Annotated in this window: 17 protein-coding genes; 9 read left to right on the top strand and 8 right to left on the bottom strand. The window is 71.5% G+C overall.

Annotation, left to right across the window (positions count from 1 at the left end):
* Positions 1 to 227: 227 nt before the first annotated feature.
* From GNZ18_RS40525 to GNZ18_RS40505, 5 genes are all read left to right on the top strand, one after another.
* Positions 228 to 1,250 carry a sigma-70 family RNA polymerase sigma factor gene (locus GNZ18_RS40525; RefSeq protein WP_156222900.1) on the top strand — a complete coding sequence of 341 codons (1,023 nt, stop codon included), beginning with the start codon at positions 228 to 230 and terminating at the stop codon, positions 1,248 to 1,250.
* Positions 1,247 to 1,798, top strand: a complete 552-nt coding sequence (locus GNZ18_RS40520) for a dihydrofolate reductase family protein (RefSeq protein ID WP_214620098.1) — start codon at positions 1,247 to 1,249, stop codon at positions 1,796 to 1,798. Before GNZ18_RS40525 ends, GNZ18_RS40520 begins: the two co-directional genes overlap by 4 nt.
* A 114-nt stretch (positions 1,799 to 1,912) precedes the next feature.
* Positions 1,913 to 3,061, top strand: coding sequence for a glucose-1-phosphate thymidylyltransferase (locus tag GNZ18_RS40515; protein WP_156222898.1), 1,149 nt, complete (start codon positions 1,913 to 1,915; stop codon positions 3,059 to 3,061).
* Positions 3,058 to 3,618 (top strand): NUDIX hydrolase, encoded by a 561-nt coding sequence (locus GNZ18_RS40510; protein WP_312875027.1) that lies wholly within the window; start codon positions 3,058 to 3,060, stop codon positions 3,616 to 3,618. Before GNZ18_RS40515 ends, GNZ18_RS40510 begins: the two co-directional genes overlap by 4 nt.
* Positions 3,619 to 3,732: 114 nt before the next feature.
* A complete protein-coding gene (locus tag GNZ18_RS40505; RefSeq protein WP_312875026.1) occupies positions 3,733 to 5,337 on the top strand; it encodes an MFS transporter in 1,605 nt (534 codons plus the stop codon).
* 73 nt (positions 5,338 to 5,410) lie between these two features.
* On the opposite strand, the gene GNZ18_RS40500 is transcribed toward GNZ18_RS40505, so the two are convergent.
* Complete coding sequence (locus GNZ18_RS40500; protein ID WP_156222894.1) at positions 5,411 to 6,805, bottom strand: FAD-dependent oxidoreductase; 1,395 nt, start codon at positions 6,803 to 6,805, stop codon at positions 5,411 to 5,413.
* Positions 6,806 to 7,099: 294 nt separating this feature from the next.
* Here GNZ18_RS40500 and GNZ18_RS40495 point away from each other — a divergent pair, with 294 nt between their 5' ends.
* Complete coding sequence (locus tag GNZ18_RS40495; RefSeq protein WP_156222892.1) at positions 7,100 to 7,936, top strand: hypothetical protein; 837 nt, start codon at positions 7,100 to 7,102, stop codon at positions 7,934 to 7,936.
* A 75-nt stretch (positions 7,937 to 8,011) separates the two neighbouring features.
* Here GNZ18_RS40495 and GNZ18_RS40490 read toward each other — a convergent pair whose 3' ends face one another.
* Positions 8,012 to 8,617, bottom strand: a complete 606-nt coding sequence (locus GNZ18_RS40490; RefSeq protein ID WP_214620094.1) for a TetR/AcrR family transcriptional regulator — start codon at positions 8,615 to 8,617, stop codon at positions 8,012 to 8,014.
* Positions 8,618 to 8,720: 103 nt separating this feature from the next.
* On the opposite strand from GNZ18_RS40490, the gene GNZ18_RS40485 reads away from it, so the two are divergent.
* Positions 8,721 to 9,689 (top strand): NADP-dependent oxidoreductase, encoded by a 969-nt coding sequence (locus GNZ18_RS40485; RefSeq protein WP_156222890.1) that lies wholly within the window; start codon positions 8,721 to 8,723, stop codon positions 9,687 to 9,689.
* 374 nt (positions 9,690 to 10,063) lie between these two features.
* Here the strand turns inward: GNZ18_RS40485 and GNZ18_RS40480 are convergent, their stop codons facing one another.
* On the bottom strand, positions 10,064 to 11,113 hold the full coding sequence (locus tag GNZ18_RS40480; protein ID WP_156222888.1) for a hypothetical protein: 1,050 nt from the start codon (positions 11,111 to 11,113) through the stop codon (positions 10,064 to 10,066).
* A 106-nt stretch (positions 11,114 to 11,219) separates the two neighbouring features.
* Positions 11,220 to 11,753 carry a peptidoglycan-binding domain-containing protein gene (locus GNZ18_RS40475; RefSeq protein ID WP_156222886.1) on the bottom strand — a complete coding sequence of 178 codons (534 nt, stop codon included), beginning with the start codon at positions 11,751 to 11,753 and terminating at the stop codon, positions 11,220 to 11,222.
* 176 nt (positions 11,754 to 11,929) lie between these two features.
* Between GNZ18_RS40475 and GNZ18_RS40470 the strand changes: the two genes are divergently transcribed.
* Positions 11,930 to 12,760, top strand: a complete 831-nt coding sequence (locus GNZ18_RS40470; RefSeq protein ID WP_156222884.1) for a transporter substrate-binding domain-containing protein — start codon at positions 11,930 to 11,932, stop codon at positions 12,758 to 12,760.
* Here the strand turns inward: GNZ18_RS40470 and GNZ18_RS40465 are convergent.
* Positions 12,739 to 16,248, bottom strand: a complete 3,510-nt coding sequence (locus tag GNZ18_RS40465; protein WP_156222882.1) for an indolepyruvate ferredoxin oxidoreductase family protein — start codon at positions 16,246 to 16,248, stop codon at positions 12,739 to 12,741. The two genes, GNZ18_RS40470 and GNZ18_RS40465, sit on opposite strands and share 22 nt — an antisense overlap.
* A 94-nt stretch (positions 16,249 to 16,342) precedes the next feature.
* Between GNZ18_RS40465 and GNZ18_RS40460 the strand changes: the two genes are divergently transcribed.
* The gene (locus tag GNZ18_RS40460) at positions 16,343 to 16,852 is read left to right on the top strand and encodes an Lrp/AsnC family transcriptional regulator (RefSeq protein ID WP_308166357.1); all 510 of its coding nucleotides are present in this window, start codon (positions 16,343 to 16,345) and stop codon (positions 16,850 to 16,852) included.
* Between the two features lie 609 nt (positions 16,853 to 17,461).
* On the opposite strand, the gene GNZ18_RS40455 is transcribed toward GNZ18_RS40460, so the two are convergent.
* From GNZ18_RS40455 to GNZ18_RS40445, 3 genes are all read right to left on the bottom strand, one after another.
* Positions 17,462 to 18,961 carry an HNH endonuclease signature motif containing protein gene (locus GNZ18_RS40455; RefSeq protein ID WP_156222880.1) on the bottom strand — a complete coding sequence of 500 codons (1,500 nt, stop codon included), beginning with the start codon at positions 18,959 to 18,961 and terminating at the stop codon, positions 17,462 to 17,464.
* A gap of 428 nt (positions 18,962 to 19,389) precedes the next feature.
* Positions 19,390 to 20,457: an acetate/propionate family kinase gene (locus GNZ18_RS40450; protein WP_156222879.1), complete on the bottom strand. Its 1,068-nt coding sequence runs from the start codon at positions 20,455 to 20,457 to the stop codon at positions 19,390 to 19,392.
* A 30-nt stretch (positions 20,458 to 20,487) separates the two neighbouring features.
* On the bottom strand, positions 20,488 to 22,355 hold a 1,868-nt coding region (locus GNZ18_RS40445; RefSeq protein ID WP_156222876.1), incomplete at its 5' end, for a phosphoketolase family protein.

Raw genomic sequence — 22,355 nt, 5'->3', positions numbered from 1 at the left:
GGGGGGTGTCGATGGGGCAGATCCTGGCCGATGTGCAGGCGGTGAACCTGCACGCGTTGATGAACCCCGAGACCAACGCCGAGTTGCATGGGCGGATCCTGTGCGACCAGGAACCCAACACCCTCTATATCTGATGCCGTCCACCGGTGGCCATCTGGAAAAATCCTGCATGTCGTGACCTGTCGGGACCTCGCCATCCGCGCGGCTGTGTGGTGACAATCTGAGCTATGCGAGAAGACGAGTCCCCCGTCGTCGACGAGACCGCGTTCACGGCACTGGCCGAGAAGCACCGGCACGAGTTGCAGGTGCACTGCTACCGGATGCTGGGCTCCATAGAGGACGCCGAGGACCTGGTGCAGGAGACGTTCCTGCGCGCCTGGAAGAAGCGCGACACCTTCCAGGGCCGGGCCACCTTCCGCGCCTGGCTGTACCGCATCGCCACCAACGCCTGCCTGGACTTCCTCTCCGCCCATCCCCGCGCCCCGCTGCCGCGCCGCACCGCCAAGCCGGAGGCCGTGAAGGCCGGCGACGAGATCCCCTGGCTCCAGCCCTTCCCCGACGGCCTGCTGGAGCCGCTGATGCCGGGGACGGCGGAGCCGGACGCGGTGGTGGTCGCCAAGGAGACCATCGAGCTGGCGTTCATCGCCGCCATCCAGCACCTGTCGCCCAAGCAGCGCGCCGTGCTGCTGCTGCGCGACGTGCTGGGATATCCGGCCCGGGACACCTCCGGCATTCTCGGCACCAGCGTCATCTCGGTGAACAGCGCGCTCCAGCGGGCGCGGGCGACGCTGAAGGAGCGGCTGCCCCCGCGCCGCGCGGAGTGGGGGGCCGGGGACGACCCGAACGCGGCCGAGCGCCGGCTCGTCCAGCGCTACATCGCGGTCATGGAACGCGGCGATCTGAGCACGGTCGCGCAGGCGATGGCGGAGCTGATGGCCGAGGACATCCGGGTGTCCATGCCGCCTCAGCCGCTGTACTACGGCAGCCGCCACGACTTCTACCTCGGCGTCAGCGCCTACCTCGACCCGGACTCGCCCACCTACGCCGGGCAGTGGCGCAGCGTGCCCGTGCACGCGAACCTCCAGCCCGCCGTCGCGCACTACATCAGGCCGCCGGGCGGCGAGGTGTTCCGGGCGCAGGTGCTGGACGTGCTGCGGGTCGAGGAGGGCACGATCAAGGAGATCACCGCGTTCGAGGGGCGGCTGTTCCCCCGGTTCGGGCTGTCGCTGACGCTGGAGGAGGGCCGGTGAGGCGGGTCGTGCTGGCGATGGCCACCTCCGTCGACGGGTTCGTGTCGGCTGAGGACGGCGCCGTCCACTGGCTCTTCCCCTACCTGGACGCCGAGGTCGAGCAGTGGATCATGGAGTACGTGGGGGAGGCCGACACCCAGCTCATCGGCCGCGTGAACTACGAGGAGCAGGCGGCGTACTGGCCGACCGTGGCCGACCCGCAGGCCCCGCTGCTGCACGACGCGGAGAAGGTCGTCTTCACCTCGACGCTGACCGAGGTGACCTGGGGTAACGCGCGGATCGCGGAGCACGACATCGCCACCGAGGTCGAGCTGCTCCGCAAGCGCCCCGGCCGGGACATCCTCGTGCCGGGCGGCGTGGGCTTCGCCCGGCAGGTCGTCGAGCTGGGGCTCGTCGACCTCTACCGGTTCATGGTCTATCCGGTGGCGCTCGGCGCCGGGGTCCCGCTGTTCACCACGCGGCTCCCGCTGCGGTGCGTCGCGTCCAGGACGTTCGGCAACGGCACCGTCGCCCTCACCTACCGTCCGGACGGGAGACCGCCGGGCTGAGCGCCCGGGTCCACCGGGCGCCGCCGATCCGCTCCGGGTCGGCGGCGCCCGCCCTTTTCATGAATGGCCGCACGGCAATTCATGAGTGGCGGGACGCGGCGCGCGAGATCGACGATGGATTTCAGCGGGTTCGCCACTAACGCCCGTCCGCTATCGAAAGGGTCCGCCGTGAAGGCTCTGGTGCTGTCGGGTGGGTCCGGCGCCCGTCTCCGGCCCATCAGCCATTCCATGCCCAAGCAGCTCATTCCCGTCGCCAACCGCCCGGTACTGGAATATGTGATCGACGATATCCGGCGCCTCGGCGTCACCGACATCGCCATCGTCGTGGGTTCCTGGGCGACGCAGATCCAGCAGGCGCTCGGCGACGGATCCCGCTTCGGCGTGCACCTCACCTACCTGCGGCAGGACCTGCCGCTCGGCCTGGCCGACGCCCTGCGCAGGGCCGGGCCCTTCCTCGGCGACGACGACTTCGTGATGTACCTCGGCGACAACGTCCTGCGCGAGGGCGTCGCCGAGATCGCCGAGGAGTTCCGCCGGACGCGTCCGGCGGCGCAGCTCGTCGTGCACAAGGTCGCCGACCCCCGCGCCTACGGCGTCGCCGAGGTGGACGCGGACGGCAGGGTCCTGCGGCTGGTGGAGAAGCCCGAGCGGCCGCGCAGCGACCTCGCGGTGGTCGGGGTCTACTTCTTCACCTCGGCCATCCACGCGTCCGTCGCCGCGATCGAGCCCAGCGCCCGGGGCGAGCTGGAGATCACCGACGCGATCCAGCGGCTCGTGGCGGACGGGGCGCCGGTGCGGGCGCGCGAGTACACCGGCTTCTGGCGGGACGTCGGCGAGATCGAGCACGTGCTGGACTGCAACCGCCGCCTGCTGGAGGACCTCCGCCACCGCGTCACCGGGACGGTCGAGGGCGGCGCCGAGCTGCGCGGCCCGGTCGTCGTCGAGGACGGCGCGCGGGTGGTGCGGTCCCGCGTCACCGGCCCGGCGGTCATCGGCGCGGGCACGCTGGTCGAGGACGCCGAGATCGGCCCCGGCACCGCCGTGGGGCGCGGCTGCCTGCTGCGCTCGACGTCCCTGGCGGACTCGGTCGTGCTGGACGGCGCGTCGATCTCCTTCGCGGGCCCGTTCGCCCGCTCGGTGATCGGCCGGTCCGCCACGGTCGGCCCCGCCGGGGCCCGCGCCGGGGGGCGCGCCGCCCACCGGCTCGTCGTGGGCGACCACGCCGGGGTCGAGGTCGCGGCCCGTCCGGACGGCGCCGGGTGACGCGCTGGCGGGTCACCTCCGAGGCCGAGCTGTACCGCGACGACTGGCTCGACATCCGGGTCGCCGACGTCGAGCTTCCCGACGGGAACCGGCTCCGCCACCGGATCATCAAGACCCCGCCGTACGCGGGGGTCGTCGCGCTCGGCCCCGGGCGCCGCGTCCTGCTGCTGTGGCGGCACCGGTTCATCACCGACTCGTGGGGCTGGGAGATCCCCGGCGGGCGGGTCGAGCGCGGCGAGCACGCGATCGACGCCGCCGCCCGCGAGTTCCGGGAGGAGACCGGCTGGCGCGCCGCGCCGCTGCGCCCGCTGCTGCGCCTGCAACCGAACAACGGGATCACCGACGCCCGCCAGGAGGTCTTCCGCGCCGACGGTGCGACCCCCGCCGGGCCGCCCTCGGACCCGTCGGAGTCGGAGCGGGTCGAGTGGGTGCCGCTCGCCGACGTCCCCGGCCTCATCGCGGCCGGGGAGATCGTCAGCGGGACCACCATGGCCGCGCTCCTGTACCTGATGGCGGCGCCCGAGCGGCGGCCCGGCTGCGCATTCGGGGAGATGTAGGGGCCGGCGGCCGCTGCGAGGCTCGTGGGCGATGCCTGATGCAGGCTCCCGCGACCGGTCGGGCCGATCGTCCGCGGTGAGTTTCGTTCCGCGCCGTCGTCACATAACCGAGCCGTGGAGGTGGCGCGGTCGTTCGACGAGAGGACGAGGATGAGCGCAGTGGCCGGGACAGCGCCGCGGGCGGGGCGGCGCGAGTGGGCCGGGCTGGTGATGTTGTGCCTGCCGACGATGTTGGCGACGGTCGACATCAACGTGACCCTGCTGGCGTTGCCGCACATCGCCAAGGACCTCGGGTCCAGTGACATCCAGCAGTTGTGGATCACCGATGTGTACGGGTTCGTGATCGCGAGCTTCCTGATCACGATGGGCACCCTGGGCGACCGGATCGGGCGCCGCAGGGTGCTGCTGGCGGGCGCCGCGCTGTTCATCGTCGCCTCGGTCCTGGCCGCCACGGCCGGGTCGACCGGCGCGCTGATCGCGTCGCGGGCGGTGATCGGGCTGGCCGGGGCGACGCTGATGCCGTCGGTGCTGGCGATCATCACCGACATGTTCCGCGACCCCAAGCAGCTCTCGATCGCGATGGGCGCCTGGGGCTCCTCGATCATGCTGGGCCTGATCGGCGGCCCCATCGTCGGCGGCCTGCTGCTCGGCCCGTTCTACTGGGGGTCGGTGTTCCTGATCGCGATCCCGGTGATGGCGGTGCTGCTGATCACCGGGCCGTTCCTGATCCCCGAGTCCCGCAACCCCGACGCCCGCCGCCTCGACCTCGTCAGCGTCGTCCTCTCGCTGGGGATGATCATGCCGGTGGTGTACGGGATCAAGGAGCTGAGCCGCGACGGCTGGGCCGTCCTGCCGGTGGTCGCGATCGTGGTCGGGCTCGTGCTCGGCGCGGTCTTCGTGCGGCGGCAGCGCAGCATCAGCAACCCGCTGCTGGACCTGAACCTGTTCGGCATCCGGTCGCTGTCCACCGGCCTGGCGCTCGGCCTGCTGGTCGCGATGATCACCGGCGGCACCGGGCTGACCGTGACGCTGTTCATGCAGATGGTCCGCGGCATCACGCCGGTGCACGTCGCGCTGTGGCTGATCGCCCCGTCCATCGCGATGGTCGTGTTCGGGAACATGGCGCTCGGGATGTCGCAGAAGATCCGCCCGGCGGTCGTGCTGGCCGCCGGATCGGTGGTGGCGATCGCCGGCCTGCTGGTCCTCACCCAGGTCAGCGTGCACGGCGGGATGGGCGTCCTGCTGACCGGACTGATCCTGGTCTACATCGGCGCGTCCCCGGTCGGCATGATGAACAGCTTCCTGGTCATGCAGGCCGCGCCGCCCGACAAGGCGGGCTCGGCCGGGTCGCTGTCCTCCACCTCGGGTGAACTCGGCGCCGCGCTGGGCGTCGCGGTGTTCGGCGTCGTCGGCACCAGCGTCTACCGGCACGAGCTGGACGTCCCGTCCGGGACCCCGGGCCCGGTCGCCGACGCCGCGCACAGCAGCATCGCGGGCGCGGTCTACGGCACCCCCGGCACCCCCACGGGCCCGGCCCTGCTGGACTCGGCGGAGAAGGCGTTCACCAGCGGCCTGCACGTCGTCGCGCTGTCCACGATCGTCCTCTACATCGCCCTGGCCGCGATCGCCTACATCGGCCTGCGCGACCTCCCCCCGACCGGCACCCCCGAGCCCGCCGCCGACGCCGAGGCCGAGCCCGCGGAGCAGCCGACCGCCTGATCCGAACCTCCCCCGGACGCGACGATGGGCCGGTCATCGACCGGCCCATCGCCGTGCTGGAGGCGGCTTCGGCTCAGCTCCGCTGCCCGGCGCGCGCCCCGGCCTCCTGGCGGCCCGCCAGCCAGGACGGTGCCGCCGGCGGGCGCCGGATCGCGTGCCGCAGCACGCGGGCCATCATCGCGGGCCTCATGAGCGCCTGCGGCGGGTCCATCAGCCCCGCCACCCGCATGAACCCCTCGGTGACCTTCGGGTCCTTGGACGCGGCGTACTGGAGCCGCGCCATGTAGGCGTTGCCCATCCTGACCTTCAGGGTGCGGTCGCCCTCGACCTCGGGGAAGTCCAGGTCGCCGCCCGCCGAGATCTCCCAGGGCACGTCGATGATCTTGGCGATGTCGGCCAGGAACGCGCCGGGCGCGGGCGGGTACCCGCGGCGCAGGTGCTCGCGCAGCTTCATCGCCTCCAGCGACGCCACGCTCATGCCCTGCCCGTAGACCGGGTTGAAGCTGCACACCGCGTCGCCCATCACGAGCAGCCGCTCGGGCAGCCGGGTCAGCTTCTCGTAGCGGCGCCGCACGCTGGCGGGGAAGCGGAACGAGACCGCCTCGTCCAGCGGCTCGGCGTCGCGGACGGCCTGGTAGACGTCCGGGACCGGCAGCGTCCGGGTGAACTCCAGGAACGCCTCGTGCTCGGTCGGCGGGTGGTCGCCGAGGACGCCGGTCAGCGACAGGATGCAGACGTCCCGGCCCACCTGCCCGAAGAACGCGCCGCGCGGATGGGCGGGGGAGGCCACCGGGTTGATCGACTGGACCCCGTCGAACCACTCGGGCCTCGTGCGGTAGTGCCGGGTCGTGTACGCGAGACCGATCTTGACCTTGTCCTCGGCCGGACGGTCGTAGCCCAGCTCGGAGAACCACGCGGGGGTGCGGGAGCCGCGTCCGGTCGCGTCCACGACGAGGTCGGCGTCCAGCGGCTCCTCCTCGGCGCCCTCGACCCGCCGCCGCACCCGCACACCGACGATCCGGCCCCCGGCCTGGTCGGCCGTCAGGCCCTCGATGTAGTGCCGCTCCAGGAAGGTGACGTTCGGCAGCGCCGCCACCCGGTCCCGCACGTGGCCCTCCAGCACCGGACGCGGCGCCGTCACCGACACGAGCCCCGTGTGCGCCGGACGCAGCCGCCGCGCGTTGAAGTACCACCGCATCTCGCCGAGGTCGCCGGTCGGCACGCCCCCGGCGCGCAGCTCCTCGGTGAACCCGGGGAACAGCTCCTCCATGATCAGATGCCCGCGCGCGTGCAGGCCGTGCGCGTGGACGGTGTGCGGCGCTCCCCGCCGCGACACCCGCACGCCGAGCAGCTCGTCCCGGTCGACGACCACGACCTGCCCGTAGGACTCGGCGAGCACCCGGGCGGCCAGCAGGCCCGCGATGCTCCCGCCGAGGACGACCGCCCGTTCACCGAGATTCCCGCTCATCGGCCACCCACCTTCAGGAAAAGGGGCCACCAGGGCCCGTTCGGGTGGGGCGGACCGCGTGTCACCGCCGGTTCGCCCATGGCCGGCGGAACCGGTCCGCCGGCGGCACGCGACCGTCTCCTCCGGTCACACCCGAAGGCTCACATCCGCGGGAGCGCGCCACATCCTCCCGATTGCGCAGGCCGCGACCGGCGGGGCCGCGTAGTGGATCACGAACCGCACGTTGGCGGATGTGGCCGCCCGGCGCCGATCCCTAGCGTCGTCTACGGACCAGCCACCAAAGGAGGAAGTTCCGTGGCTCTACACAAGTTGAGGCGGCGCCACGTCATCGCGGCGGCCGCGAGCGCCGTGGCGCTGGCCGTGCCCGCCGGGGCGAGCGCCGCCAGCGCCGCCGCCGGTTCCGCGGGCACCGCCGCGCGGCCGCCCCGGACACCGCACGTCGGGGCCGCGTGCACCACCTGGGAGCGGCTGTCCACGCTGGCGGTCGAGCAGCGCCGGGTGCTGAAGCTGTTCAAGGGCTTCGAGGTGCTGCGGAACCAGGCCGACATGGACCGCCTCGCCAAGGTCAACCCCCAGTACGGCACCCACTACGCGCTGCTCTCCCACATGTACAACAGCATGAAGGGGATCGGGCTGACCATCGTCAACGACGGCGCCCAGGGGCCGGGCAAGCCGACGCTGGTGTTCTACAAGCCGGACCCCCGGGTGAAGGACCCCACGCACGCGTTCGAGCCGAACTTCCCCTACCGGCTCGTCGGCTGGGGCTACGTCAGCCCCTACACCCCCGGCAAGGCGCCCTCCTTCCCGGGCGAGCCCGGCCTGCGCTGCCTGAAGCCGAAGGACTCCTTCATCCACGAGCGCAGCGTCCACCCGGCCGACACCTGGTTCAACACCCGCGTCCCGCCGAAGAACGAGGCGTGGAAGGGCGAGGACCCGGGCGCCACGTGGCCGACCGCCGAGGAGTGCGACTGCCAGGTCGGCATGTCCCACGGCCGTTTCTGGGACAGCCACCTGTTCCTGACCGGCACCCCGTTCCCGTGGGTGTCCATGTTCAACCCGGGCCGGCCCATCCCCGGCTTCGACGCGGTCGTCGGCCAGGGCTTCTTCTTCCCGGAGCGGCCCGCCTCCTGACCCCGGCGTCCGTCCTCGACCCCCTTCGCGCTCGCGCCCGTCCCCGGGCCGGGCGCGAAGCACGTCACGCCGGTGTCAGAGGACGTCCGGTGCGGGGTGGGGGAGCGGGTGCGCGCCGTCGGGGCGCAGCCCGTCGAAGATGATGGCGAGGTAGCGGCGCCACAGGTCGGGGGCGCCGTCCGGCAGGTACTCGGCGACATGGTTCGGCGCGCACATCAGCAGGACGACGTCGGCGCCGGTGACGTCGGCGCGGATGACGCCCTGTTCGCGCGCGCGGTCGACCAGGACCTGCACGATCTCGAACAGCCGCGTGCGGGCCGCCGCCACCCCGGTGCCGGTCTCGCCCACGTTGTGCAGGAACGAGATGTCGCGCTGCTGGCGCCGGTGCGCGGCGAGGGTGAGGAACTCCAGGAGCGCGTCGCCCGCGTCCGGCCGCCGGAGGAGGCGCTCGCCCGCCTCGTTGAGGCCGCCGAGCCGGTCGAGGACGATCGCGGAGATCAGGTCGTCCTTGGTGGGGAAGTGCCGGAAGAGCGTGCCCTTCCCGACACCCGCCCGGCGGGCGATGTCGGCGACCGAGGCGTCGATGCCGTGCTCGGCGAACTCGTCCGCCGCCGCGGCCAGCAGCGCCTCCCGGTTGCGCGCGGCGTCGGCGCGCAGCGGGCGGGACGGGGTCTCGGTCACCCCGCGAGCCTACCAAGTTGACCGCGCGGTCCGTTTAGCGCTAGCGTCGCGGCTAACATGACCGTGCGGTCCGCTTATTGCGGGCCCGCCTCTGGGAGGACTCATGAAGGCTGCCGTCGCCACCGGATACGGACCGCCCGAGCGGTACACGGTGGAGGAACTGCCGGTGCCGTCACCCGGGCCGGGGCAGATCCAGGTCCGCATCGCCGCCGCGTCCGTCAACCCCAGCGACATCCGGCTGCCCAACGGGGAGTACCGCGACGTCGCGCCGCTGGAGTTCCCGCACGTCCTCGGCATCGACTTCGCCGGGACGGTCACCGAGACGGGCGCGGGCGTGACCACGTTCGCGGTGGGGGAGGAGATCTTCGGCCAGGCGCTGCCCCGGGCGCTGCGGCCGATGGCGGGGGCGACGCGGCCCTCGCTCAGCACCGGCACGATGGCGGAGTACGCGGTCTTCGAGGCCGACACCCCGCTGCTGGCGCGCCGCCCGGCCGGTGTGTCGGCGCGGGACGCGGCGGCCCTCGCCACCACCGGTCTGACGGCCGGGGCGCTGATGGCCACCGCCGGGGTCGCGGCGGGCGAGACCGCGCTGGTGGTCGGCGCCACCGGCGGCGTCGGGACGGCGCTGGTCCCCGTGCTCGCCGCGGCGGGCGTGCGGGTGATCGCCACCGCCACCGACGACGACGCGGACGTGCTGCGGGACCTGGGCGCGGAAGAGATCATCGGCTATGCCGAGCCGGACTATCCGACCGGCGTCGACCTGGCGTTCAACCTGGCCTTTCCCGGCGACCATCTGACCGGGGTGGCGGCGGCGCTGCGTCCGGGCGGACGCCTCCTCACGATCACCTTCCCCGTGCCGCAGCCGGAATGGCTCGGCCGGGACGATGTCGAGCTGAGTTTCGTCCTCGACATGGACGGCGAGCTCGGCGGAATGCGCGAGGTGGGAGAACGCGCGGCGAGCGGCGTGCTGCCCGCCACGGTCACTCGCGAGTACGGCCTGGCCGAGGCCGCGCGGGCCTGCGTCGACTTCGCCCGCCTCCACACGACCGGGAAGCTCGTCGTCACGATGTGAGGAACGGAACGCCGCGCTCCACCATTTCGGTTTCGCGTAGTTGAATTCGCATAACGGCTGGTCGGACGGGGCGGATTCGGTACGTGCCGGAATTTCGGCATGCCGTCTGCGCAACCACCGCGCATACTCCCGCGATCGTGGGATATCGTCCCGCGTGGCACGTATCCGGCAAACGGTGGAACGACTCGGGCGGGCGAAAGAACCGCCACCGGCCCTCGGCGGCGAGTGAGCCGGTCATCGGCCGGAAACGCGCCGGTACAGGCCCACCGGGCGTTTGGACGCGGCGTCCGGTGCTGGGGGCGGGCGCCCGGGCCAGGCTTGATCCCTGCCTTCCTGGGCGCCCGTTTCCCCCGGTTCCCCCGCTCCGCCCACGGTCAGGCGCGGCGCCAGACCTCCAGCAGCCGGGCCGCCGAGCCGCCGATCGGGCCGACCGCGTCGGCGAGCGTGCGCGGGTCGGCCGGCCGCGCGTCCCGGACGGCCTTGACCGCCGCCCCCGCGTCCTCGATCGTCGCCGAGCAGACCGACCGCAGGTAGGCGGGCACCTTGAGCGCCGGGTCGGTGCAGCCCACCAGCGGCGTCCCCACCGCCGCGATCAGCGGGAAGACCGTCCCCGGGATGCCGATCGCCGCCTCCGCGCGGGCCGAGGCCCGCAGCGTCGGGACCGTGCTGATCTCGTACTTCTCCCACAGGCGGCGGTCCTCGCGCGGGTGCAGTCCGACCAGGATCCGCTTCCCGGCGCTCCGCAGGTTCTCGGCCGCCTTGAGCAGCAGCTCGGTGCCGGGGGCGGCGCCGCCCGTCCCGTCCGGGCGGGTGACGCTCGTGACGACCAGGACCAGCCCCTGCTCCGGCGCGCGCACCGGGAGGTCGTCGGTCTGCGGCGACCCGACCACGCGGACGCGGCGGTGCGTGCCGAGGTAGCCCGCGAACGCGCGGGCCTCCGCCGGGGAGGAGGAGGTGATCGCGCGCAGCCGGTGCCGCAGCCACCACGCGCCGGGCGCCTCGTCCGGGCCCAGGTAGGCGAGCGAGCTCGCGGCGAGCCGCAGATGCCGGAAGCGGCGCGCGCACTCCAGCGGCCAGTCGCCCGCGCCCGCGACGACCAGCAGGTCCGCCCGCGGCGCCCGCCCGGGAACCGCGACCGGGACCGGGTCGTCCGGCTTGATCTGGGAGTGGTCGGGCACGAGCTGCGTCAGCCGCACGCCCCGCCGCGCGGCCTCGGCGAGCAGCGGCGCGACGTGGTAGGTGCCCCACGGCTCGTTCGTCGCGACGAGCACCCGGAGCGGGCGGTGGTGCGGGCGGTGCGACGGATGAGGGGCGGCGTCTGCGGGCGCGGCGTCGAGCCCCAGCACGGCGGCCCCGGCCAGACCGCCGAGCGCACCGCCTAGTACCGCCCTTCGTGCCGGCTGTGGTTTGTCGATCTTGTCCATCGGTGCAGCGTAGGAGCCGTTCTCGTCCAGCGGGTGAACCCCCGGCGACGGTGCGGCGCTCCCGCGCCGCCCGCCCCCGTGCCGCGTCCCCGCCCGGGACGGACGGTCACTTGCCGGCGATCAGCTTGTGGTAGGTGCGCACGTCCGGGACGCCGGTCGCGGGCAGGCCGTGCTCGGACTGGAAGCGCACCAGCTTCTTCTTCGTGCGGGGGCCGTGGAAACCGGTGATCGGCAGGTCGTCGTTGTAGCGCCACTTGTTGAGCAGCACCTGCAACGCCTTGACGCAGTTGTTCTTCTGGCCGTATCCGGTGGGCGCGGCATGCGTGAGCAGGGCCGTCCAGGTGAGCGCGCCCACATTGCCGTCGAAGGAGGTCAGGTAGCGCTGCTGGAAGGCGCGCACGTTCGCGGTGGTCTTCGGACCGAAGTGCGAGGGGGCCGGCTGGTCGTAGCCGTCGCAGCTCAGAAACCACTGGAGGGCGCGGACGTTCTCGCTGACCTGCCCCTGCTTCAGGACGGGCCAGTACCCGTACGGCGAGGCGTAGGGAACGGTGTCGGCCGACGCGGGGGAGGGCAGCGCGGTCCCGCCCGCGACGACGGCGGCCGCGACGAGACCGGTGACGGCGATCCGCTTGACCTTCATGGGGTTCCTTCCGGGGGGTGGGGTACCGGGCATCTTCCGGTTACGCAGGATTAGAAGGGTGTTGACCTGCGGATGTTCGGCGATGGCCGGGTTGAGCCAGTACCGAACCGGGGCGATCGCGGCGGAATCCAAGGCACCCGTCTTGACTGTCGCGGCGGACCAGGGATCATTTCCCTGTGCGAAACCGAAGGCCGATGCGGCTGCTCTCGACGCTGGTGCTGCTGGGTGGGCTGCTGACGGCCTGCGCCGATGTCGGCGACGTCGGCGGCGGGAAGTCGCTGCTCGACAAGGACACGCTGGTCGTGGGCGTCCGCCCGGACCTGCCCGGCCTCGGCCTGCGCCGTTCCGACGGCTCCTTCGAGGGCTTCGACATCGACGTCGCCCGCTACGTCGCGGACAGGCTGAAGCGCAAGGTCCGCTTCATCCAGGTGCTCTCGAAGGACCGGCTCACGGTGCTGACGGCCGGGAAGGCCGACATGGTCCTCGCGACCCTGTCGGTGACGCCCGAGCGCAAGACGGACATCTCGTTCGCGGGTCCGTACTACGCGTCCTACCAGGACATCCTCGTCCGGTCGGACGAGCGGGCCAAGAGCGTCCGCGACCTCAAGGGACGCCGGTTCTGCGGCGTGGAGGGCTCCGACCCGGTCAAGCGGCTGAAAGCCGTGCACGGGATGACCGCGGACGTCATCCCCGCCGCGGACTACGACGCCTGCATGGCGAAGATCCGCACGGGGGCCGTCGACGCGATCACCACCAACGACGTGATCCTCGCCGGGCTCATCCGGCGGGAGGGCACCGGGTACCGGCTGCTCAACGCGCGGATCAGCGAGCAGAACACCGGCATCGGCGTGCGCCGCGGCGACGTCGACGGCTGCGAGGCGCTGAACCGGGCCATCACGAAGATGTACCAGGACGGCACCGCCGCCAAGCTGATCACCAAGTGGTTCAGCGGCACCGGCCTCGACCTGACCTACATGAAGATCCCTCAGTTCGAGGGCTGCTCCTGAGGCGTCGCCCGGCGCGCGCCGCGCCAGGAAGCGAGCAGCTCGCGGCGGCGCTCCCGGTAGCGCGCGACGTTGGCGGACTTGACGTCCTCGTAGCCCCGGATCATGTCCGGCAGCTCCGCGATCTGGACGGCCAGGTCGTGGCGGTGCCCGTCCAGTCGCGGGAGTAGTTCGGCGACGACGCGGAGGTACTCGGTGACCAGGCGGCGCTCCTCGCGGCGCTGCGCGGTCGCGCCGAAGGGGTCCAGCGGGGTGCCGCGCAGCCGCCGCATCGCCCGCAGCGCCCGGAACGCCGGACGCGCCGTCCGGCCGAGGGCGATCTTCCGGTCCATGCCGAGCGCCCGCAGCACCGGCGGGTGCAGCATGTACCGGACCGACGACCCGGGACCGAACCGCTCCTCCACCCGCCGCGCCAGCTCGGGGTCGAGGTGCAGGCGGGCGACCTCGTACTCGTCCTTGTAGGCCATCAGCTTGTACAGGTTGCGCGCCACGGCGACCGCGAGCCGCTGCCCTTCCACCCCTGCGGCGCGCTCGGCCTCCGCGACGCGGACCACCGCGTTCAGGTAGCGCTCGGCCAGGGAGAGGTCCTGGTAGGCGGCGAGGTCGGGGACGCGGATCCGCAGGACGCGCAGCAGTTCGCCCTCCGCGCCCGACGCCGCCACCAGGTTCAGCGCGGCGGGCGCGGTCGCGTCCAGCGGACGGACGACCGGCCTCACCGCCTCGGGCGCGTCGTCCGCGAACCCCGGGTCGAGGACGAGGCGGCGGCCCGCGCGGAACGCCTGCACGTTCGCCTCGACCTGGACGCCGTTGAGCGCGAGCGCCTCCTCGATCGCGGCGGCCGGGACCGGCAGCAGCCCCGACTGGTAGGCGGCGCCGACCACCACGAAGTTGGCCGTGGTCGTCGCGCCGAACCAGCGCTCGGCTAGGCCCAGCGCGTCCAGCGCGACCAGCCGGTCGCCGTCGGTCCGCTCGGCGATCCGCCGCACCAGCGCGGCCCCCGGCGGCAGCGCCGCCGACGTGTCGGTGATCATCCGTCCGGTCGGGACCTCGCTGGTCGAGACCACCGCGCCGGTGCGGCCGGGCGCGCAGCGGCGGAGGTTCTGCTCGGACGTCCCGGCGAGCGAGTCGAACACCAGGTAGGCGTCCGCGCCGCCCGCGCCGACCATGCCCGGACGGTCGCGGCCCTTTCCCTTCCCGGCGCCGATCCGCAGGTGCGACACGACCGCGCCCGCCTTCTGGCTGAGCCCCGTCTGGTCGAGCGCGCGGGCGTCCCGGCCGTCGAGCAGCGCGGCGGTCGCGAGCACCTGGTTGACGGTGACAACGCCCGTCCCGCCGATGCCGACGAGCAGGACGTCCGCCGCCTCGGGGCGCGCCGGCGGCTCCGGCAGCTCACCGATCGGCTTGAGCTTCGGCGCGGCGGCCTTCCGCTCACCCGGGATCACGGTGAGGAACGACGGGCAGTCGCCGTCCAGGCACGAGTAGTCCTTGTTGCAGGACGTCTGGTTGATCTGCGTCTTGCGTCCGAACTCGGTCTCGACCGGCTCGACGCTGAGGCAGTTGGACGCGGTGCCGCAGTCGCCGCAGCCCTCGCACACCGCCTCGTTGATCAGCACGCGCGCCGCCGGGTCGGGGGCGAGCCCCCGCTTGCGCTTGCGCCGCGTCTCCGCCGCGCACGCCTGGTCGTACAGCAGCACGGTCACGCCCGGGACCTCGCGCAGCTCCCGCTGGACGGCGTCGAGGTCGTCGCGGTGCCGGACCCGGACGCCCGGCGCCCAGTCCGTCCCGCGCGGGTAGCGGGACGGGTCGTCCGCGACCACCACGATCCGCGCGACGCCCTCCGCGTGCAGCATGCGGGTGACGGCCGCCGGGTCCGCGCCGCCGTCGGCGTCCTGCCCGCCCGTCATCGCGACGGCCGCGTTGAACAGCAGCTTGAACGTGATGTTCGTGCCCGCCGCCACCGCCTGCCGCACCGCGAGGCTGCCCGAGTGGAAGAACGTCCCGTCGCCGAGGTTCTGGAACATGTGCGCGGTCCCGCTGAACGGCGCCGCGCCGACCCACATCGCGCCCTCGCCGCCCATCTGCGTCGTGCCGATGCCGCGGTCGTTGAACACGGTCATGACGTGGCAGCCGATGCCGCTCGCCGCGACCGACCCGTCCGGGACGACCGTCGACCGGTTGTGCGGGCAGCCCGAGCAGAAGAACGGCGTCCGCGCGGCGGAGATGAGGTTCAGCGTCGGCTTGCGCGGCGTCAGCGCCGGGTCGCGCAGGTCGAGGTGCTCCTCCCCGACGCGGTCGGCCAGGAACCGCGCGAGCGCCTTGACGATCCGGTCGGCGTCCAGACCCCCGTCGGCGGGGATCAGCGGCGCGCCGTCCGGGCCCTTCTTGCCGAGCACGGCCGGACGCTCCGCCAGGTCGTACAGGACGTCCCTGACCTGCGTCTCGACGAACGCGCGCTTCTCCTCCACCACCACGATCTCGCGGAGCCCCCGCGCGAACTCCCTCGTCCTCGCCGGGTCGAGCGGATGGATCAGCGCGAGCCGCAGCAGCCGGACGCCGCGCCGTTCGAGCGCCGCGTCGTCCAGCCCCAGCCGGTCGAGGGCCTCCCGCAACTCGATGTAGGTGCGTCCCGCCGCGACCAGCCCGACCGTCGCCCCGACCGCGCCGCCGACGGCGTCGAGCCCGTTCGCCCGCGCGAACTCGGTCGCGGCCTGGAGACGCCCGTCCAGCACCTCGGCTTCCAGCGACGTCGTGTCCTTCAGGTCGACCCCGGGCCTGCGCGTCGGCTTCCAGGGCCGCCCGCGCCACTCCCACTCGGGAATGGCGAAGTCCGGGACGGGCTCGACGTCGACCACCTCATGGGAGTCCGCCACGTCCGTCACGACCTTGAAGCCGGTCCAGGCGCCGCTGAACCGCGACATCTCGAACCCGGCGCGGCCGAGGCGCAGCACGTCCGCGACCGACGCGGGCGCCAGCACCGGCATGAACGCCTCGGCCAGCGCGCCCTCCGTCGCCGACGGCAGCGTCGAGGACTTGCAGGACGGATCGTCCCCCACGACCGCGAGGACGCCGCCGCGCTCACTCGTCCCGAGCCAGTTGGCATGCTTGAACGCGTCCATGGAGCGGTCCACGCCGGGGGCCTTGCCGTACCAGAGCCCGAACACGCCCTCGTACCGCGGCCCCGGCAGATGCTCCACGAGCTGCGACCCGTACACCGCCGTCGCCGCCAGCTCCTCGTTCACGCCGGGGACGAACCGGATGCCATGCCTCTCAAGGAGCGCCGCGTCCCGGACGAGCTGCTGATCGAGCCCTCCGAGCGGCGACCCCCGATACCCCGACACGAACCCGGCCGTCGCCCACCCGCGCCGCGCGTCCGCGCGCCGCTGGTCGAGCAGAAGCCGGACGAGCGCCTGCACACCGCCGACGGCGATCCGTCCCCGCTCCAGCTCCAGCCGGTCGCGGAGCGGATTTCCTGAGGTGATGATGGGGGTCATGCGTGCATTGAGCATCCGTCGCTGAGCAGGGTGCAAGATGTGAGAGAGAAGATTGAGCGGATTGCTCAAGTGTGAGCCGAGTCACCCGTCGGAGGTGAGCGATGTGACGCGCCCCACCCTGCTCGACATCCAGATCCTGCGCCGCCTCGTCGACCAGCCCCGCATCGGCATCACCGAGCTCGCCGCCAGACTAGGCATAGCCCGCAACACCGCCCACGCACGAGTCGAACGCCTGGAACGCGAAGGCGTGATCGGCCACCGCGGCCGGGAGGTCGACCTCGGCGCCCTCGGCTTCGAACTCACCGCCTTCGTGACGCTGGAAGTGGCGCAGGGGCGCCTACGAGAGGCAGCCGGCGCGCTGTCGGCCATCCCGCGCGTCCTGGAAGTCCTGGGAATCACGGGCCAGGGCGACCTGCTCGTCCGCGCCGTCGCTCCGAACGGCAAGCAACTGCACGAAGTGATCGACTCCATCCTCGCCTGCCCCGGGGTCCGGCGCAGCACGACGTCGATCGTCCTGACACACCAGGTTCCTTTCCGCATCGCACCTCTCCTGGAGGACGAAGAACACCGCGCACGCGGAGAGGACCGTCGTCCCGGGCGGTGAAGTTGTGGGTTCCGGGCAAGATCTCAGGAGCCTAGGCCGTTCTTAATCGCCGTTCCTCATCGCCATTCTCCAACCGCCGTTCTTCAACCGCCGTTCTCCAGTCGCCGTTCTCCAATCGCTGTTCTCCAGCCGCCATTCTTCCCCCGCCATTCTTCCCTCGACATTCTCCAACCGGCATTCTTAATCGTCGGTGGGGGCGGCGCTGCGTACGGGGCCGCCCCTCCAAAGTCAAGGGCGCTTCGCGTCGCTTCGCGATGGGACTTCGTCCCACCCTTGACTTCGGAGCCTCTGCGGCCCCTGGGTGCAGCTTTCGTCGGGCAGGCTCCGCCTGCCCCCCGCCCGACGCGCCGCCCCCACCGCCCCTTCAGTCCAAACACTCCTTCCCCTTTCAACCACGATCTCCTAATGGCTCCGCAGAGTCCTAGCAGGAGCCGCCCTCCCTGAACTCGCAGCAGCAGCAGTGGTGGTGCTGCGCTGGGGCCACATATTCCGATGGGGATGAAACGGCACCGGCCGTGGCAATGGGGGCGGAAGTGCGGCGCGGCAGCAGTGTGCCTCGGGTGCCTGGGGCAGAACGCTTCGGGGAGGCGGGGATGTTCAGGGGATGGGCTACGGCGCGCCGGTTTGGCGTTGCTGGCCCGGGGGTCGGCTGCTGGTTCGGGTGGAGCGGGCGGCCTGGGCGCGGGAGCGGGAGCGGAACTGGACCCGATGTGGCGCTGAGATCGCAGCCGTCGTCGCGGGCGCTTCCTGCCACGGATTCGACGAGAGGGACGCAGCGGGAAGCGGGGCGGAGGGAGCGTCGTCGTCCTGCGGCCGAGTGGGGGCCGGGACGGCGGTGCCACCGGCCGTGGCTCCGATGGGGGAGGAGTCGGTGGGCGGGGAGGCGACATCCGACGCCCCCGTGGACGTGGTCGCCGTGTTGGGCGGGAGGAGGCGGTAGGTGTAGCGCCCGCTCGCATTCTTGGTGATCTGAAGCTGCGCCGGGTTGGCGTGCTTGAAGCGGTTGTGCCAGCCGCAGCACAGCGCGAGCCTGTCGATGTCGGTGGGGCTGTCGCCGAGCGCCCAGCCGTCAACGTGATCGACCTCGCACAGGGTGCCGGGCACCTCGCAGCCTTGTACCGCGCACGTCGAGTACAGGGTTTCGAGGACCTGGCGTTGTGCTGCACTTGCGAATCGTCGTCGATGGCCGAGATACAGGGGTAGGTTTCCACGGCCCAGCAGGAGCGGAGACACCCCGGCGTTCAGTGCGATGCGGCGGGCCTGCTCGGCGGGGATCGGTGTGCCGTCGGTGAGACGGGCGGGAGCGTCGCCGCCGGTCAGGGTCTCCAGGTCGCAGATGACGGTGACCTTGGTCGCCGTGTGCCCGCCCGCCAGGACTCCGGTTAGTGCCGCCGCCGTCCGTTCCGACAGGTCGCGGCGGTCGTCGGTGCCGGCGGGCTTGGCCAGCGGCCCGAGTGTGCCCTCCCAGATGGCGGCGTCCTCGGGGTTGAGCCAGCCTTTGATGTACCGGCCCCCGTCAAGGGACCGGGTGGAGTCGATCCACGACCGCTCGTATCCGCGCCGGGAGTCGGCGTCGGGCGTCTCGGTGCCGTCGCGTTCGGCGATCACTTCGCGGATGCGCTTGCCGAAGGAGGCGACCTTTCCGGCCGAGAACTCCTTGTCGACCATGTCGAGCAGCAGCTCTTCGGCGGCCTTGCAGTCATCGTCGTCAAGGCGGGCGACGGCCCCGGCGATGGTGGCGGCGTATCCGAAGGACAATGTGCCGTTGGCCCACCGGTCGGTGACCTGGTTCAGGCGGTGGCGCTGGCGGGCGAGTGTGAGTCGTTCCTTGGCGCGAGAGTCGCGCATTCCCAACCGGGACCGCAGCCACGCCTGAGTGGACGGCAGCCCCCAGCGCTGCACCTCGCCGTGGGTGTCAACACGGGCGATCAGCCCGGCAAGCGCGCTCTCGCATTGGTCGGTGGCGGCCGCAAGGGTTTCGCTGAGCTCCATGCATGCCGCTGAGGAATCCGGCGTGGGCCGCTGCGCAAGTTCGGCGACGATGACCGAGAGAGCGTTCACCATTTCTCCGGTGGACGCCTCGTCGAGGTCGATCATCATCGAGCGCATATTTATATCATACCTCACTCCCGCCGCTAATTGAGCCACTTGAGGCCAGAAATTCGAAAACCTTGTGGTGATCAAAAGGCCCCTCACAACAAACCCGAATGGGGCAAAAGGCCAAAAGGGGGAAACGACACCCTGTCGTTAAGAGGCGGTGGGGGCGGCGCGTCGGGCGGGGGGCAGGCGGAGCCTGCCCGACGAAAGCTGCACCCAGGGGCCGCAGAGGCTCCGAAGTCAAGGGTGGGACGAAGTCCCATCGCGAAGCGACGCGAAGCGCCCTTGACTTTGGAGGGGCGGCCCCGTACGCAGCGCCGCCCCCACCGCGAGTGCCCAATGAAGAATAAACAGTAAAGCCCAAAGCCCAAAGCCCAAAGCCCAAAGCCCAAAGCCGAAAGAAGAACCCAAACCCGAAGAAGAAACCCAAACGTCAACGGCTAGCCAAGAACCTGGAGAACCCCGGCGGCGATCTCCAGATCCTCCCGGGCGGTAACAACCAAAGAGCGAACCCTGGCGTCCCCAGAAGTAACATCAGTGTCCCCGTCCACCCCCTCATTTAGCTCGTGATCAATACCAACCCCCAAGAACTCAAGATCCCCGGCGAGGCGCATGCGCACGGACGGATCGTGCTCTCCCACGCCCCCCGTGAAAACAAGAACGTCCAGCCCGCCGAGCGAGGCGACCATGGCAGCCGCGCACCCGCGAAGCCGATGATGATAAACATCCAGAGCGGCCAACGCATCGACATCATAAGAAGCGGCCCGAGAGCGAATCTCGCGCATGTCCCCGGTGCCGGTGAGCCCTCGTAGCCCCGAGTCGCGCTCAAGGCCCTCGTTGACCTCGCCGGCGGACAGCCCATGCTTGATCAGCCACAGCGGAATGCCGGGATCGACACTCCCCGCCCGGGAAGCCATTACCAGCCCCTCCAGCGGAGTGAACCCCATCGTCGTATCGACGGAGACCCCGTCCGCGACCGCGGCAAGAGAAGCGCCCGACCCCAGATGACAGATCACCATCCGGAACCCGGCGGGATCGCTCCCCAGCATCTCACCGGCCCGCCGCACCGCATAGGAGAAGGACAACCCATGGAACCCGTACCGCCGCAGACCAAACTGCTCGCGCCACCGCGTCGGCAGTGCATAGGTCGCGGCGGCATCCGGCAGAGTGGCATGAAAGGAAGTATCGAAACACGCCACGGCGGGAACTCCCGGCAGCGCGGCCCTGATCTTCGACAACGCATGCAGCGAGGCGGGCTGATGGAGCGGCGCCAGATCCGCAAGGGCATGCAGCCGCTCAACCACACCATCATCGATCACCACAGGACCGGTGAACTCAGTTCCGCCGTGGACGAACCGAACCCCGATCGCATCGGGCCGAGGCATGTCGGCGACGAGCGGCGCCATCTCGTGCCCGGCGCCGGACTCTTCGGCGATCACCGTTCCGTCGGGGTCGACCAGGCTCAGTTTCAAGCTGCTGGACCCCGGGTTGACCGTCAGAACACGCATGGAACTCAGAGCACGCATGAAACAGAGTCCTCACCGGGGCCAGGTCCAGTCGCGGATCTCGGGGGCGTCCTCGCCGTGCTCGCGGGTGTGTATACGCAGCCGGAGCCGTTCGTCGGCCATGCGCTGCCGGATGTGGGCGACGCGGCCGCCCAGGGTGGGGACGCGGTCGATGACGTCCATGACGAGGTGGAAGCGGTCCAGGTCGTTGAGCATGACCATGTCGAACGGCGTCGTCGTGGTGCCTTCCTCCTTGTAGCCGCGGACGTGCAGGTTGTGGTGGCCGTTGCGGCGGTAGGTGAGCCGGTGGACGAGATACGGATAGCCGTGGAAGGCGAAGATGACGGGCTTGTCGGTGGTGAACAGCGTGTCGAAGTCGCGGTCGGGGAGGCCGTGCGGGTGTTCGGAGTCGGGTTGCAGGCGCATGAGGTCGACGACGTTCACGACGCGGACGCGTAGTTCCGGGAACAGGTCGCGGAGCAGGGCGGCTGCGGCGAGCGTCTCCAGCGTCGGAATGTCGCCGGCGCACGCCAGCACGACGTCGGGGTCGGCGCCCTCGTCGGTGGAGGCCCATTCCCAGATGCCGATGCCGCGCGTGCAGTGCGCGATGGCGGCGTCCATCGACAGCCAGTTCAGCGCGGGTTGCTTTCCGGCGACGATGACGTTGACGTAGTCGCGGGAGCGGAGGCAGTGGTCGCCCACCGACAGCAGCGTGTTGGCGTCCGGCGGCAGGTACACCCGGACGATCTCGGGCTTCTTGTTCATCACCACGTCCAGGAAGCCGGGGTCCTGGTGGGTGAAGCCGTTGTGGTCCTGCCGCCACACATGCGAGGACAGCAGATAGTTCAGCGAGGCGATCGGACGCCGCCACGGCAGCCCGCGCGTGACGTTCAACCATTTCGCGTGCTGGTTGAACATCGCGTCCACGATGTGGATGAACGCCTCATAGCTGTTGAACAGCCCATGCCGTCCGGTCAGGAGGTAGCCCTCCAGCCATCCCTGGCACAGATGCTCGCTCAGCACCTCCATCACGCGTCCGTGCGCGGCCTGGTGCACGTCGGTCGGATACCGCTCGCCGAGGAACACGCGGTCGGTCGCCTCGAAGACGTCCTGGAGGCGGTTGGAGGCGGTCTCGTCCGCGCCCATGATCCGGAAGTTGGACGGGTTGGCCCTCATGACGTCGCGCAGGAACGCCCCGAGCAGGCGCGTCGGCTCGGTGGCCGTCGTGCCGGGCTCGCCGACGGGCGCGGCGTAGTCGCGGAAGTCGGGCAGGGTCAGCGGGCGCAGCAGCAGACCGCCGTTGGCGTGCGGGTTCGCGCTCATCCGCCGCTCGCCCTGAGGCGCCGATGCGAGAAGCTCCGCGACCGGACGCCCCTCGTCGTCGAACAGCTCATCCGGACGGTAGGAGCGCAGCCACGCCTCCAGTTGCGCGAGGTGCTCGGGATTGTTCCGAACCTCGGAGAGCGGGACCTGATGGGAGCGCCACGTCCCCTCCACCGGCAGACCGTCGACCTCCTTCGGCCCCGTCCACCCCTTCGGCGACCGCAGGATGATCATGGGCCAGCGGCGGCGTTCGAACGCGCGCCCATCGCGCGCCGCGGCCCGCGCGGCGGACTGGATGGCCGCGATCTCGTCGAGCGCCTGGTCGAGCGCGGCGGCCATCTTGCGATGCATGGACGCGGGCTCGTCGCCGCTCACGAGCACCGGGTGGTAGCCGTAGCCGTCGAAGAGCTGGACCAGCTCCTCCTCCGGCAGCCGCGCCAGCACCGCCGGATTCGCGATCTTGTAGCCGTTCAGGTGCAGGATCGGCAGCACGGCGCCGTCGTGCACCGGGTCGAGGAACTTGTTGGAATGCCAGCTCGCCGCCAGCGGCCCCGTCTCGGCCTCCCCGTCCCCGACGA

It is taken from the genome of Actinomadura litoris (assembly GCF_009733595.1).
Lineage (GTDB): Bacteria > Actinomycetota > Actinomycetes > Streptosporangiales > Streptosporangiaceae > Spirillospora > Spirillospora litoris.
This window is presented reverse-complemented; position numbering and strand designations above follow the sequence as displayed.

What these genes read in the sequence shown, in the direction of transcription:
- GNZ18_RS40525 (WP_156222900.1), top strand. Translation starts at nt 228, where the DNA reads ATGCGAGAAGACGAGTCCCCCGTCGTCGACGAGACCGCGTTCACGGCA.
- GNZ18_RS40500 (WP_156222894.1), bottom strand. Translation starts at nt 6,805, where the DNA reads ATGAGCGGGAATCTCGGTGAACGGGCGGTCGTCCTCGGCGGGAGCATC.
- GNZ18_RS40455 (WP_156222880.1), bottom strand. Translation starts at nt 18,961, where the DNA reads ATGCGCTCGATGATGATCGACCTCGACGAGGCGTCCACCGGAGAAATG.
- GNZ18_RS40450 (WP_156222879.1), bottom strand. Translation starts at nt 20,457, where the DNA reads ATGCGTGTTCTGACGGTCAACCCGGGGTCCAGCAGCTTGAAACTGAGC.
- GNZ18_RS40465 (WP_156222882.1), bottom strand. Translation starts at nt 16,248, where the DNA reads ATGACCCCCATCATCACCTCAGGAAATCCGCTCCGCGACCGGCTGGAG.
- GNZ18_RS40485 (WP_156222890.1), top strand. Translation starts at nt 8,721, where the DNA reads ATGAAGGCTGCCGTCGCCACCGGATACGGACCGCCCGAGCGGTACACG.
- GNZ18_RS40480 (WP_156222888.1), bottom strand. Translation starts at nt 11,113, where the DNA reads ATGGACAAGATCGACAAACCACAGCCGGCACGAAGGGCGGTACTAGGC.
- GNZ18_RS40515 (WP_156222898.1), top strand. Translation starts at nt 1,913, where the DNA reads ATGGATTTCAGCGGGTTCGCCACTAACGCCCGTCCGCTATCGAAAGGG.
- GNZ18_RS40475 (WP_156222886.1), bottom strand. Translation starts at nt 11,753, where the DNA reads ATGAAGGTCAAGCGGATCGCCGTCACCGGTCTCGTCGCGGCCGCCGTC.